At 55.1% G+C, this 13,935-nt stretch carries 12 protein-coding genes; all 12 read right to left on the bottom strand.

Annotated features, from left to right (window positions below; genetic code table 11):
- Window positions 1–38 precede the first annotated feature (38 nt).
- The 12 genes from phoU to atpH all read right to left on the bottom strand — a co-directional run bounded on the left by phoU (window position 39) and on the right by atpH (window position 13,924).
- Window positions 39–764: a phosphate signaling complex protein PhoU gene (gene phoU / locus ACOI6Z_RS23780; RefSeq protein ID WP_004145007.1), complete on the bottom strand. Its 726-nt coding sequence runs from the start codon at window positions 762–764 to the stop codon at window positions 39–41.
- A gap of 50 nt (window positions 765–814) precedes the next feature.
- Window positions 815–1,588: a phosphate ABC transporter ATP-binding protein PstB gene (pstB, locus tag ACOI6Z_RS23775; protein WP_004145006.1), complete on the bottom strand. Its 774-nt coding sequence runs from the start codon at window positions 1,586–1,588 to the stop codon at window positions 815–817.
- A gap of 46 nt (window positions 1,589–1,634) precedes the next feature.
- Window positions 1,635–2,525 (bottom strand): phosphate ABC transporter permease PstA, encoded by an 891-nt coding sequence (gene pstA, locus ACOI6Z_RS23770; RefSeq protein ID WP_023291470.1) that lies wholly within the window; start codon window positions 2,523–2,525, stop codon window positions 1,635–1,637.
- Window positions 2,525–3,484, bottom strand: a complete 960-nt coding sequence (gene pstC, locus ACOI6Z_RS23765) for a phosphate ABC transporter permease PstC (RefSeq protein WP_004145004.1) — start codon at window positions 3,482–3,484, stop codon at window positions 2,525–2,527. The genes pstA and pstC overlap by 1 nt, the downstream gene beginning before the upstream one ends.
- 127 nt (window positions 3,485–3,611) lie before the next feature.
- Window positions 3,612–4,652 (bottom strand): phosphate ABC transporter substrate-binding protein PstS, encoded by a 1,041-nt coding sequence (gene pstS, locus ACOI6Z_RS23760; RefSeq protein ID WP_420687530.1) that lies wholly within the window; start codon window positions 4,650–4,652, stop codon window positions 3,612–3,614.
- A 338-nt stretch (window positions 4,653–4,990) separates the two neighbouring features.
- Window positions 4,991–6,820, bottom strand: a complete 1,830-nt coding sequence (gene glmS, locus ACOI6Z_RS23755; protein WP_023291472.1) for a glutamine--fructose-6-phosphate transaminase (isomerizing) — start codon at window positions 6,818–6,820, stop codon at window positions 4,991–4,993.
- A 186-nt stretch (window positions 6,821–7,006) separates the two neighbouring features.
- Window positions 7,007–8,377 (bottom strand): bifunctional UDP-N-acetylglucosamine diphosphorylase/glucosamine-1-phosphate N-acetyltransferase GlmU, encoded by a 1,371-nt coding sequence (gene glmU, locus ACOI6Z_RS23750; RefSeq protein WP_420687529.1) that lies wholly within the window; start codon window positions 8,375–8,377, stop codon window positions 7,007–7,009.
- Between the two features lie 696 nt (window positions 8,378–9,073).
- Window positions 9,074–9,493: a F0F1 ATP synthase subunit epsilon gene (locus ACOI6Z_RS23745; RefSeq protein WP_004107274.1), complete on the bottom strand. Its 420-nt coding sequence runs from the start codon at window positions 9,491–9,493 to the stop codon at window positions 9,074–9,076.
- A 20-nt stretch (window positions 9,494–9,513) separates the two neighbouring features.
- Window positions 9,514–10,896, bottom strand: a complete 1,383-nt coding sequence (gene atpD, locus ACOI6Z_RS23740) for a F0F1 ATP synthase subunit beta (protein WP_023291474.1) — start codon at window positions 10,894–10,896, stop codon at window positions 9,514–9,516.
- A 26-nt stretch (window positions 10,897–10,922) separates the two neighbouring features.
- Entirely contained in the window at window positions 10,923–11,786 is an 864-nt protein-coding gene (atpG, locus tag ACOI6Z_RS23735) for a F0F1 ATP synthase subunit gamma (protein WP_004144996.1), read from the bottom strand.
- A gap of 50 nt (window positions 11,787–11,836) precedes the next feature.
- The gene (gene atpA / locus ACOI6Z_RS23730; RefSeq protein WP_004144995.1) at window positions 11,837–13,378 is read right to left on the bottom strand and encodes a F0F1 ATP synthase subunit alpha; all 1,542 of its coding nucleotides are present in this window, start codon (window positions 13,376–13,378) and stop codon (window positions 11,837–11,839) included.
- A gap of 12 nt (window positions 13,379–13,390) precedes the next feature.
- Entirely contained in the window at window positions 13,391–13,924 is a 534-nt protein-coding gene (gene atpH / locus ACOI6Z_RS23725) for a F0F1 ATP synthase subunit delta (RefSeq protein WP_004202307.1), read from the bottom strand.
- Window positions 13,925–13,935 lie beyond the last annotated feature (11 nt).

Here is a 13,935-nt window from a genome sequence, read left to right as displayed (position 1 = left end):
CTGATAAATCCATTTATCAGAATTAAACAAAATGATTATTACTCTTTCGGATCTTTTCCGGCGAGCAGTTTATCCAGTTCATCGCCGCCCACATGACGGAAATCCTGGCCTTTGACGAAGTAGAAAATATATTCGCAAATATTCTGGCAGCGGTCGCCGATACGTTCAATGGAGCGCGCGCAGAACAGCGCCGTCAGAACGCTGGGGATAGTGCGCGAGTCTTCCATCATGTAGGTCATCAGCTGACGCACGATGCCTTCATACTCCTGGTCGACTTTCTTGTCTTCGCGATAGATACGTACCGCCTCGTCGAGATCCATACGCGCGAAGGCATCCAGCACGTCATGCAGCATCTGCACCGTATGGCGGCCCAGCGATTCGAGGCTCACCAGCAGCGGCTGGTGCTGCTGGGAAAACTTCTCCAGCGCGGTACGGCAGATTTTATCCGCCACGTCGCCAATGCGTTCCAGCTCAGCGATGGTCTTGATGATCGCCATCACCAGGCGCAGGTCGCTGGCGGTCGGCTGGCGCTTGGCGATGATGCGCACGCAGGCTTCATCGATCGCCACTTCCATCATGTTGACCTGCTTGTCGCCGTCAATCACGCGTTTCGCCAGATCGCTGTCCTGGTTATGCATGGCGGTGATCGCATCAGAAAGCTGTTGCTCCACCAGCCCACCCATGGTCATCACCTGGGTGCGGATATACTCCAGTTCAGCGTTGAACTGGCCGGAAATATGTTTGTTAAGATTTAGGTTGTCCATGGTGTCTCCTGATTGCCCAACTGGTGAGAGCCTGAAAGCACAAGGGCAAATCAACCGTAGCGGCCAGTAATATAATCTTCAGTTTGTTTCTTCGCGGGCTTGGTGAACAGGTCATCCGTGTTGCTGAACTCAATCAGCTCGCCAAGATACATAAATGCCGTATGGTCGGAGCAACGCGCAGCCTGCTGCATGTTGTGAGTCACGATAACGACGGTGTAATCCTGCTTCAGCTCGGTGATCAGCTCCTCGATACGCCCGGTAGAGATCGGGTCCAGCGCTGAGCAAGGTTCATCAAGCAGCAGGACTTCCGGGCGGATCGCGATACCGCGGGCGATGCACAGGCGCTGCTGCTGACCGCCGGAGAGAGAATACCCGCTCTGGTGCAGTTTATCTTTGGTTTCATTCCATAATGCGGCTTTGGTCAACGCCCACTGCACGCGCTCATCCATATCGGCACGGGACAGCTTTTCAAACAGGCGCACGCCGAAAGCGATGTTGTCGTAAATGGACATCGGGAACGGCGTTGGCTTCTGGAATACCATGCCAACCTTGGCACGCAGCAGGGCGATATCCTGGGTGTTGGTCAGAATGTTGTCGCCATCCAGCAGGATCTCGCCTTCCGCGCGCTGCTCCGGATACAGTTCAAACATTTTGTTGAACGTACGCAGCAGGGTGGATTTACCACAGCCTGACGGACCGATAAACGCCGTCACCTGGTTTTTGGTGATATCCAGGTTGATGTTCTTCAGGGCATGGAATTTACCGTAGTAGAAGTTCAGGTTGCGAACTGAAATCTTACCCGGGGCTGTATTCACCATACTCATCTCAATCTCTTCCTCATTCAGCGCAGCTGTCGCTGCGCCGCAAAAATTAACCGTGTTTCTTCTTGGCGAAGATAACGCGCGCCAGGATGTTCAGCAGCAAGACGCACAGAGTGATAATCAATACCCCGGCCCATGCCAGTTGCTGCCACTCCGCAAACGGACTCATGGCAAATTTGAAAATGGTCACCGGCAGGTTGGCAATCGGCTGCATCATGTCGGTGCTCCAGAACTGGTTGGACAGCGCGGTAAACAGCAGGGGCGCCGTTTCCCCGGCAATACGGGCGATAGCCAGCAGGATCCCGGTCATAATCCCCGAGACGGACGCTTTCAGGGTGATCGCCGAGATCATCTTCCACTTCGGCGTACCCAGCGCATAGGCCGCTTCACGCAGGCTATCCGGCACCAGTTTCAGCATGTTTTCGGTGGTACGAATAACGATAGGCACCTGCAGCAGCGCCAGGGCGATCACCCCCGCCCAGCCGGAGAAGTGCTGCATCTGCGCCACCACGATGGTGTAGACGAACAGACCAACCACGATAGACGGCGCGGAAAGCAGAATATCGTTAATAAAACGGATAATTTCCGCCAGCACCGACTTGCGGCCATACTCCGCCAGATAAATTCCAGCGAGGATACCCAGCGGCGTACCAAAGATGGTTGCCCACAGGATCAGCAGGCCGCTGCCGGCGAGGGCGTTGGCCAGACCGCCGCCCGCGGTATTCGGCGGCGGCGTCATTTCGGTAAACAGCGCCAGGCTCATGCCGTCGAAGCCGCGGGTTATCGTCGCCATCAGGATCCAGATAAGCCAGAACAAACCAAACGCCATGGTGGCCATCGACAGCGCCAGGGCGATGCGGTTCTTCATGCGGCGTTTAGCCTGCATCTTGCGGCGAGACTCCGCCAGCTCGGCGGTGCTTTGCATTTCAATGGTCGCCATTAGCGTGCCCCCTCATTCTTCGCGAGGCGCATAATCATAAACTTCGACGCCGCCAGAACGATAAAGGTGATAACGAACAGGATCAGACCCAGTTCCATCAGCGCCGCCACGTGCAGACCGGTTTCGGCTTCGGCGAATTCGTTGGCCAGCGCGGAGGTAATGCTGTTCCCCGGCATATACAGCGATATGCTGTCGAGCTGGTAGGTGTTACCGATGATAAAGGTGACCGCCATGGTTTCACCCAGCGCACGGCCCAGACCGAGCATCACGCCGCCGATCACCCCGTTCTTGGTGAACGGTAAAACGATGCGCCAGATAACTTCCCAGGTGGTGCAGCCGATGCCATAGGCCGACTCTTTCATCATCACCGGCGTCTGTTCGAAAACATCACGCATTACCGCGGCGATATAAGGGATGATCATGATGGCCAGAATAACGCCAGCGGCGAGAATACCGATACCAAACGCCGGGCCAGCAAACAGCGCGCCGACGAACGGAATAGTCGACAGGACGTTACCGACAGGCTCCTGGAAGTAAGTCGCAAACAGCGGGGCGAAAATAAACAGGCCCCACATGCCGTACACGATACTCGGGATCGCGGCCAGCAGCTCAATCGCAATGCCCAGCGGACGCTTGAGCCAGGCGGGGGACAGTTCCGTCAGAAATAGCGCGATGCCGAAGCTCACCGGTACGGCGATCAGCAGCGCGATAAAAGAAGTCACCAGGGTCCCGTAAATCGGCACCAGCGCGCCGAAGATTTCGTTGGGCGCATCCCACTCTTTGGTCCACAAAAAGGCAAAGCCAAACTTTTGAATGCTCGGCCAGGAAGAGATGATCAGGGAAACGATGATGCCGCCCAGCATCAATAGCACAATCAGCGCAGCCAGTTTTACCAGCGCACTGAAAATCATGTCACCCTTTTTCCCCGGAGGGGTAAATGCAGGCTTGGTTGCAGCCATAGATTACTCTTTACGTATTAAAGCTTGTTCGAATAAATGCCCGGTGGCGTTCGCTTCCGGGCCTACAGTCTGAACCGTAGGGCGGGCAGCGCTGAACGCCCCCGCCATCTTCGTCAAAAATCTACTGTTAGTACAGCGCTTTACCGCTGCTGTCTTTGACGTTGGTTTTCCATGCCGCACGAACCTGCTCAACCACGCTTTCCGGCAGCGATGCGTAATCCAGCGCATTCGCTTCTTTCCCGCCGTTTTTATACGCCCAGTCGAAGAACTTCAGCACTTCAGCGGTCTGCTCAGGCTTGTTAGTCGCCTTATGCACCAGGATGAAGGTGGTTGAGGTGATCGGCCATGCATTTTCACCCTTCTGGTTAGTCAGGTCCTGAGCGAAAGACTTGCTCCAGTCAACGCCTTTTGCGGCGTTAGCGAAGTTGTCTTCAGTCGGGCTAACCGGTTTGCCATCGGCAGAGACCAGTTTGGTGTACGCCAGATTGTTTTGTTTGGCGTAAGCGTATTCGACGTAACCAATCGAGCCCGGCAGACGCTGAACAAAGGCGGCGATACCGTCGTTGCCTTTACCGCCAAGACCGGTTGGCCAGTTAACGGTAGAGCCTGCGCCGATTTTCGATTTCCACTCTTCATTCACTTTGGATAGGTAGCTGGTGAAGACGAAGGAGGTACCGGAACCATCGGCGCGGCGAACCACGGCGATATTCTGCGACGGCAGCTTCAGACCCGGGTTGAGTTTAGCGAGCGCTTCGTCATCCCATTTTTTAATTTTACCCAGATAGATATCGCCGAGGGTTTTGCCATCCAGCACCAGCTCGCCGGATTTCACGCCAGGCAGGTTAACCGCCAGCACCACGCCGCCGATCACGGTCGGGAACTGGAACAGACCTTCCTGGGTCAGTTTGTCATCAGCCAGCGGAGCATCAGAAGCACCGAAATCAACGGTGTTGGCAATAATCTGCTTAACGCCACCAGAGGAACCAATACCCTGGTAGTTCACTTTATTGCCGGTTTCTTTCTGATAGGTGTCAGCCCATTTGGCATACACCGGCGCAGGAAAAGTTGCACCTGCGCCAGTCAGGCTTGCTGCTGCGAAAGCAGAGAAAGCGCTCATCGATAAGGTCGCGGCGACAACTGTTGCGACGGTGGTACGCATAACGTTCATAATGTCTCCTGCTGGGATTCGTAAATCATTGTTTCGAGGCTATGGTGAGCAAAATAGGTCAAAGAGGTGACAGTAAAATGTACGAATTATGACAGTTTTATGACAGGCCGGGAGACGGGATTTTGCGTCAAATAATACGCTTATAACTCAAATGGTTACTTGCAAGCATGACCATACAATGACGGAATAATTTTCTTTTTATGACAGCCAAATCGCAGTGCAAAACGATCGTTTGTCGTCTATCGCCATCCCACATATTGCGCACAAGATCGGCGAAAAACAGCAGGTGAAAATAAAAAAGGGCCACCGCCGGCAGCCCTTTGCAAAGAGGTAATACGTTACTCAACCGTGACCGATTTCGCCAGGTTACGCGGCTGATCAACGTCTGTGCCTTTGATCAGCGCAACGTGATAAGCCAGCAGCTGCAGCGGCACGGTGTAGAAGATGGGGGCGATGGTCTCTTCGACATGCGGCATCTCAATGATGTGCATGTTGTCGCTGCCGTTGAAGCCGGCGTCACCGTCGGCGAAGACGTACAGCTCACCGCCGCGGGCGCGAACTTCTTCGATGTTGGATTTCAGTTTTTCCAGCAGCTCGTTGTTCGGCGCCACCACGATCACCGGCATTTCCGCATCAATCAGCGCCAGCGGGCCGTGTTTCAGCTCGCCCGCCGCGTAGGCTTCCGCGTGAATGTAGGAGATCTCTTTCAGCTTCAGCGCCCCTTCCATGGCGATCGGATACTGATCGCCGCGGCCGAGGAACAGCGCATGGTGCTTATCAGAGAAACGCTCTGCCAGCTGCTCAATACGCTTGTCCTGAGAGAGCATCTGCTCGATACGACTCGGCAGCGCCTGCAGGCCGTGGACGATATCATGCTCAATGGACGCATCCTGACCTTTCAATCGCGCCAGTTTCGCCACCAGCATCAGCAGCACCGTCAGCTGAGTGGTAAAGGCCTTGGTCGAGGCCACGCCAATTTCCGTTCCGGCTTTGGTCATCAGCGCCAGATCGGATTCGCGCACCAGCGACGAGCCCGGCACGTTGCAGATGGCCAGCGAGCCGAGATAGCCCAGCTCTTTCGACAATCGCAGCGCCGCCAGCGTATCGGCAGTTTCACCGGACTGGGAAAGGGTGATCATCAGGCTGTTACGACGCACCGCGGACTTGCGATAGCGGAATTCGGAGGCGATTTCCACATCGCACGGCACGCCGGCTAACGCTTCAAACCAGTAGCGGGAGACCATCCCGGAGTTATAGGAAGTCCCGCAGGCAACAATCTGAATATGTTCGACCTGAGCCAGCATTTCATTGGCGTTCGGCCCCAGCTCGCTGAGATCGACTTCGCCGTGGCTGATACGCCCGGTCAGGGTGTTCTTAATCGCGTTCGGCTGTTCGAAAATCTCTTTCTGCATATAGTGGCGATAGATACCTTTATCGCCGGCGTCATACTGCAGATTGGATTCGATCTCCTGGCGCTTCACTTGCGCAGCGGATTTATCGAAAATCACCACCGAGCGACGAGTCACTTCCGCAATATCGCCCTCTTCGAGGAAGATGAAGCGGCGGGTAACCGGCAGCAGCGCCAGCTGGTCGGAGGCGATAAAGTTTTCACCCATGCCCAGACCGATAACCAGTGGGCTACCGGAGCGGGCCGCCAGCAGAGTTCCCGGGTCGCGGGTATCCATGATGACGGTGCCGTAGGCGCCGCGCAGCTGCGGGATGGCGCGCAGCACGGCTTCACGTAAGGTACCACCTTGTTCCAGCTCCCAGTGCACCAGATGGGCGATAACTTCGGTATCGGTCTCAGTGACGAAGACATAGCCGCGAGACTGCAGCAGTGCGCGCAGCGGCTCGTGGTTTTCGATGATCCCGTTATGGACCACCACAATGTGTTCAGAAACATGCGGATGCGCATTGCTCTCAGACGGTTCGCCGTGCGTCGCCCAACGAGTATGGGCGATCCCGGTACCACCGTGTAACGGTTGCTCTTCGACCGCCTGAGCCAGCATCTGTACCTTACCCAGGCGACGCACGCGGGTCATATGACCTTCGCTGTCGACTACCGCCAGACCGGCAGAGTCATAGCCACGGTATTCCAGACGACGTAAACCTTCGAGAAGGATTTCAGCAATATCACGCTGCGCGACTGCGCCAACAATTCCACACATAGTTAAATTTCCTGATAATGGCGATATGCCATGCGTTGTCGCTGACCTGTATTTGCCCGTTTTCCGGGCGCCCCGAGCCTTGTAGAGAGTGGGGTTATTGTTATGGTACTGCCTGCGGACGGGGATCTATATTGACCCTCTCATCCTGGTTCGCCGGGCGTTTTTCACCCCCGGCGACAATCCTGTTTATTTTTTCTTCACCGGACGCTGCCAGCCCTGTTTGTGGACCTGCGGTACACGGCTCAACACCAGTTCGTTATCGGCGATATTGCGTGTGACGGTGGTGCCGGCGGCGATCGTGACGCCGTTGCCTACCGTGACCGGGGCCACCAGCTGGGTATCCGAGCCGACAAAGACATCATCGCCAATAATCGTTTTATGTTTATTCGCGCCATCATAGTTGCAGGTGATGGTGCCCGCGCCGATATTGACGTTATCACCGATCTCCGCATCGCCCAGATAGGTCAGATGACCCGCCTTGGAGCCTTTGCCGAGACGCGCCTTTTTCATTTCCACGAAGTTGCCAACGTGGGCGCCTTCCAGCAGTTCGGCGCCCGGGCGCAGACGGGCAAATGGGCCGATGGTGCAGGCCGCCTGCAGCTGGGCATCTTCCACCACGCTGTAGGGGCTGATTTCGCAATCATCGCCGATAGTGCTGTTTTTAATCACACAGCCGGCGCCGATTTTCACGCGATCGCCCAGCACGACGCGGCCTTGCAGAATAACGTTAGTATCGATCTCCACATCGCGCCCGTGCTGCAGCGTACCGCGCAGATCGAAACGCGCCGGATCGCGCAACATCACCCCCGCCAGCAGCAGCTTTTCCGCTTGCTCAGCCTGGTAGACGCGCTCCAGGCGCGCAAGCTGCAGGCGATTGTTGACGCCTTCGACTTCGCTCAGGCGCTGGGGATGCACGGCAACGATCTCGTGACCTTCCTGATGCGCCATGGCGATGACATCGGTGATGTAGTATTCGCCCTGGGCGTTGTTATTGGTGAGCTTCGCCAGCCAGCGCTTGAGATCTGCTCCGCCGGCGATCAGGATCCCGGTGTTAATTTCCTGAATCTGGCGCTGCGCCTCGCTGGCATCTTTGTGCTCAACGATGCCTGTCACCTGGCCATTCTCACGGGTAATGCGGCCATAGCCGGTTGGATCATCCAGCTTCACCGTCAGCAGACCAATCCCGCCCAGCGGTTTCGCGGCGCGCAGGCGCTGTAGCGTCTCGACGGAGATCAGCGGCACGTCGCCGTAGAGCATCAGGATGTCTTCATCATCATTGAAGAACGGCGCCGCCTGCTGCATGGCGTGCCCGGTTCCTAGCTGCTCGGCCTGCAGCACCCAGTTCAGGTTGTCTTCATGCAGCGTCTGACGCAGCAGATCGCCGCCGTGGCCGTACACCAGGTGTACCGCACATGCGCCTAAATCGTTAGCGGCATCAATGACATGCTGCACCATTGGCTTCCCGGCCAGGGTATGCAGCACCTTAGGAAGATCGGAATACATGCGGGTCCCTTTGCCTGCGGCAAGGATAACCACGCTCATCGCACTATTTGACATACTCATCCTGACGGTAGTTAGAACGAAAAGTAAAAGCCTTTCACGTTGAAATTTCTACATATTTTTCATCATAAAACGAGACGTGGAGAAAACGTCCAGGCTCACCGCTATACACCATTTTATGACGCTATTTTTAACCACTGCAAATCAGTTTAACGCTGAAAAAGGAGGGTAGGGAGGATAATCATTGACTATCTCACTGCTTTTGCTGTTTTTTCGCCACCTGAATAAAGCCGCTGCGGAAAGCGGTTTTCAGCACCCATAGCGGGAAGAACCAGGATAATCGTCACCAGTCGCTGGCGGGGGGAGGGCGGCAAAGTGATTGATGTAGTGATTAAAAACGAAAGGCCACCGTCAGGTGACCTTCTTTGCCCGGTTTCACATCGCCAGTGTTGTCGTTTTGATGGGCGATACGTCGTGTCAGCGGGGGAGATAGCGCGGAGCTTAGAAGCTCAGGACGCTAAATTTAGCGATGATTTTATGGAACAGTTTCATGATGAATTCCTGACGCAGGTGCAATTTGATAACGCTCTTTTATGTGACATACATCACATAAAACAGAGTCTACGCTTCATCATTTAACTAATCAATAACAATTAAGGGTGAACTCTGTTTTCACTTCATCTGCTCGTCAGCAGCTAGCCATAAAAAAAGCCAGCCTGGAAACCAGACTGGCTTTTTACGTTCAAGCCGGTGTTACATCGCTTTTTTGGTCAACTCGATAACGCGCAGTTTAGCGATCGCTTTGGCCAGTTCCGCGGACGCCTGAGCGTAATCCACGTCACCATGAGAGCTCTTAATGTGCTCTTCAGCCTTACGTTTCGCTTCCAGGGCTCGCGCTTCGTCGAGATCCTGGCCACGAATTGCGGTATCCGCCAGGACGGTCGTGCTACCCGGCTGCACTTCAAGAATGCCGCCTGACAGGTAGATAAATTCTTCGTGACCGTGCTGCTTAACGATGCGAATCATACCAGGCTTAATGGCGGTGAGCAGCGGCGCGTGCCCCGGGTAAATACCCAGTTCACCTTCGCTACCCGTTACCTGGATTTTCTCGACCAGACCAGAGAACATTTGTTTCTCTGCGCTGACGACGTCCAGGTGGTAAGTCATTGCCATATCACCCTCCGATTAAGGCGTTAAAGTTTTTTGGCTTTTTCCACGGCTTCGTCGATAGAACCGACCATGTAGAACGCCTGCTCCGGCAGGTGATCGTATTCGCCTTCCATGATGCCTTTAAAGCCACGGATGGTGTCTTTCAGGGAGACGTATTTGCCCGGAGAACCGGTAAATACTTCTGCCACGAAGAACGGCTGGGACAGGAAGCGCTGGATCTTACGTGCGCGAGCTACCACCAGTTTATCTTCTTCAGACAGTTCATCCATACCCAGGATGGCGATAATGTCTTTCAGTTCCTGATAACGCTGCAGAATGGACTGAACGCCACGAGCGGTGTCGTAGTGCTCCTGACCAACAACCAGCGGATCCAGCTGACGGCTGGTGGAGTCCAGCGGGTCAACGGCCGGGTAGATACCCAGGGATGCGATCTGACGGCTCAGTACTACGGTTGCATCTAAGTGAGCAAAGGTAGTGGCTGGGGATGGGTCAGTTAAGTCATCCGCCGGTACGTATACCGCCTGTACGGAAGTGATAGAGCCGGTTTTGGTGGAGGTGATACGTTCCTGCAGAACGCCCATCTCTTCCGCCAGGGTCGGCTGGTAACCTACCGCTGAAGGCATACGACCCAGCAGTGCGGATACTTCCGTACCGGCCAGGGTGTAACGATAGATGTTATCGACGAACAGCAGTACGTCACGACCTTCGTCACGGAACTTCTCAGCCATGGTCAGGCCGGTCAGCGCAACGCGCAGACGGTTTCCCGGCGGCTCGTTCATCTGGCCATACACCAGGGATACTTTGTCGATAACGTTGGAGTCGGTCATTTCGTGGTAGAAGTCGTTCCCCTCACGAGTACGTTCACCTACGCCCGCAAACACGGAGTAACCGGAGTGCTCGATCGCGATGTTACGGATCAGCTCCATCATGTTTACGGTTTTACCTACACCCGCGCCACCGAACAGACCGACTTTACCGCCCTTCGCGAACGGACACATCAGGTCGATAACTTTGATGCCGGTTTCCAGCAGTTCCTGAGAGCTGGACAGCTCTTCATAAGACGGTGCTGCGCGGTGGATAGCCCAACGCTCTTCTTCGCCGATGTCGCCTTTCATGTCGACCGGTTGACCCAGTACGTTCATGATACGACCCAGCGTAGCTTTACCAACCGGGACTTCGATCGGGTGCTCGAGGTCTTTTACATCCAGACCGCGGCGCAGACCATCGGAAGAACCCATGGCGATGGTACGCACGATACCGCCGCCCAGCTGCTGCTGAACTTCCAGCACCAGAACTTCATTACCATTCTGTACCTCAAGGGCTTCGTACACGCGTGGTACGGCATCCTGAGGGAACTCGACGTCGACCACGGCGCCGATTACCTGGACAATCTTTCCAGTAGCCATCTTAAATCCTCTACGAAATAACCTGGTTAAACCGCGGCGGCCCCCGAGACGATCTCGGTGAGTTCCTGAGTAATGCTGGCCTGACGAGCTTTGTTGTATACCAACTGCAGCTCTTTAATCAGGCTGCCGCCATTATCGGTCGCGGCTTTCATCGCCACCATACGGGCGGCCTGCTCGCTGGCCAGGTTTTCAACCACGCCCTGATAAACCTGAGACTCGACGTAGCGGCGCAGGAGGGTATCCAGCAGCGCTTTCGGATCGGGCTCATACAGGTAATCCCAGGATTTACGTTTCAGATCAGCGTCTTCTGATGCCGGTAACGGCAGCAGCTGAGTGATCGTCGGAACCTGAGACATGGTGTTAATAAATTTGTTGCTGACAACGTACAGCTTGTCCAGACGGCCTTCATCATAGGCCTGCAACATCACTTTTACCGGGCCGATCAGTTCGGACAGGGATGGGTTATCCCCCATACCGGTCACCTGTGCAACGACGTTGCCGCCAACGGAGTTAAAGAAAGAGACGCCCTTAGAGCCGATCATTGCGAGGTCGCACTGAACGCCTTTATCGGACCATGCTTTCATTTCCGCCAGCAGTTTCTTGAACAGGTTAATGTTCAAGCCGCCGCACAAACCACGGTCGGTCGACACCACCAGGTAGCCCACGCGCTTAACGTCGCGTTCTTCCAGGTAAGGGTGCTTATATTCCAGATTACCGTTCGCAAGGTGACCAATCACTTTGCGCATAGTATCTGCGTAAGGACGGCTGGCCGCCATGCGCTCCTGCGATTTACGCATTTTGGAAGCGGCGACCATCTCCATCGCTTTAGTGATCTTTTGCGTGTTCTGGACGCTTGCGATCTTACTACGTATCTCTTTTGCGCCGGCCATGAGCTTCTCCTCAATGCCTTGCGGCCTGCCCTAAGACAGACCGCCAGACGTTACCAGGACTGGGTTGCTTTGAAGGAATCGAGGATGCCTTTCAGCTTGCCTTCGATTTCGTCGTTATAGCCACCGGACTGGTTAATCTCTTGCATCAGCGGAGCGTGATCACGGTCGACGTAAGCCAGCAGAGCGGCTTCGAAGCTACCGATTTTCGCCAGTTCTACATCAGCCAGATAACCACGTTCTGCTGCGAACAGAACCAGAGACTGCTGCGCGACGGACATCGGCGCATACTGTTTCTGTTTCAGCAGTTCGGTCACTTTCTGACCGTGGTCCAGCTGTTTGCGGGTTGCATCGTCAAGGTCGGATGCAAACTGGGAGAACGCCGCCAGTTCACGATACTGCGCCAGCGCGGTACGGATACCACCGGACAGTTTCTTCATGATCTTGGTCTGCGCTGCACCACCCACACGGGATACCGAGATACCCGGGTTAACCGCAGGACGAATACCGGCGTTGAACAGGTTGGTTTCCAGGAAGATCTGACCATCGGTAATGGAGATTACGTTGGTCGGAACGAACGCGGAAACGTCACCCGCCTGGGTTTCGATAATCGGCAGCGCGGTCAGAGAACCGGTTTTCCCTTTCACTTCACCTTTGGTGAAGGCTTCAACGTATTCGGCGTTAACACGCGCAGCACGCTCCAGCAGACGAGAGTGGAGGTAGAATACGTCGCCCGGGAACGCTTCACGTCCTGGCGGACGACGGAGCAGCAGGGAGATCTGACGATAAGCAACAGCCTGTTTAGACAGGTCATCGTAAACGATCAGCGCATCTTCACCGCGGTCGCGGAAGTATTCGCCCATTGCGCAACCCGCGTATGGCGCCAGGTATTGCAGTGCAGCAGATTCGGATGCAGTCGCTACCACCACGATGGTGTTAGCCAGCGCGCCGTGCTCTTCCAGTTTACGCACCACGTTAGAGATGGTGGACGCTTTCTGGCCGATAGCAACATAGACGCACTTGATGCCGGAATCACGCTGGTTGATGATGGCATCGATAGCCAGCGCAGTTTTACCGGTCTGACGGTCGCCGATGATCAGTTCACGCTGACCACGACCGATTGGGATCATGGCGTCAACGGATTTATAACCGGTCTGTACCGGCTGATCGACGGACTGACGTTCGATTACGCCCGGCGCGATCGCTTCAACGGCGGAGAAACCGTCGTTTTCCAGCGGACCTTTACCATCAATTGGCGCGCCCAGGGTGTTAACCACGCGGCCCAGCAGGCCACGGCCAACCGGAACTTCCAGGATACGGCCAGTACATTTCACCTTCATGCCTTCGGCGAGGTCAGCGTACGGACCCATCACCACCGCACCAACGGAGTCGCGCTCCAGGTTCAGTGCGATAGCGTAACGGTTACCCGGCAGGGAGATCATCTCACCCTGCATACATTCGGCAAGGCCGTGGATGCGGATAACACCGTCACTTACAGAAACAATAGTACCTTCGTTATGAGCTTCGCTCACAACATTGAACTGAGCAATGCGCTGCTTGATCAGTTCGCTGATTTCGGTGGAATTCAGTTGCATGCTCCAGTCCCCTTAAGACTGCAAGACGTCTGCAAGGCGATCAAGACGGCCGCGTACGCTGCCATCAATGACCATATCACCCGCACGGATGATAATACCTGCCATAACAGACTTATCGATTTTGCAATTCAGCTTAACTTTGCGTGACAGACGTTTTTCCATCGCGCTGACGATCCTGGCAAGCTGTTCATCACTCAGTTGGTTGGCAGATATGACTTCTACCTCTGCGATGGCCTCACTGGCCGCGCGCAGGTGAATGAATTGCTCAAGAACGTCCGGGAGCACCTTCAGACGATTATTTTCCGCCATCACCTTAATCAGGTTCTGGCCGTTTTCGTCAAGTTGCTCGCCGCAGATAGCGATAAACGCTTCTGAGAGCGTTTCCGGCGCCAAAGCACCGGAGAGAAGCTCTGCCATTTGGTCGTTTTTGGTCACTTCGGCGGCAAACGCCAGCATATCCTGCCAGCGTTCAACACTGTTGTGTTCGACGGCAAAGTCAAAAGCTGCTTTGGCGTAGGGGCGAGCTACCGTTACAAATTCAGACATCAGCCCCTCCC

Origin of the sequence: Klebsiella sp. C239, from assembly GCF_048822715.1 — a bacterium.
Classification (GTDB): Bacteria; Pseudomonadota; Gammaproteobacteria; order Enterobacterales; family Enterobacteriaceae; genus Klebsiella; species Klebsiella quasipneumoniae.
The sequence above is the reverse complement of the archived record's forward strand: the minus strand, read 5'-3'. Positions and strand labels throughout refer to the sequence as shown.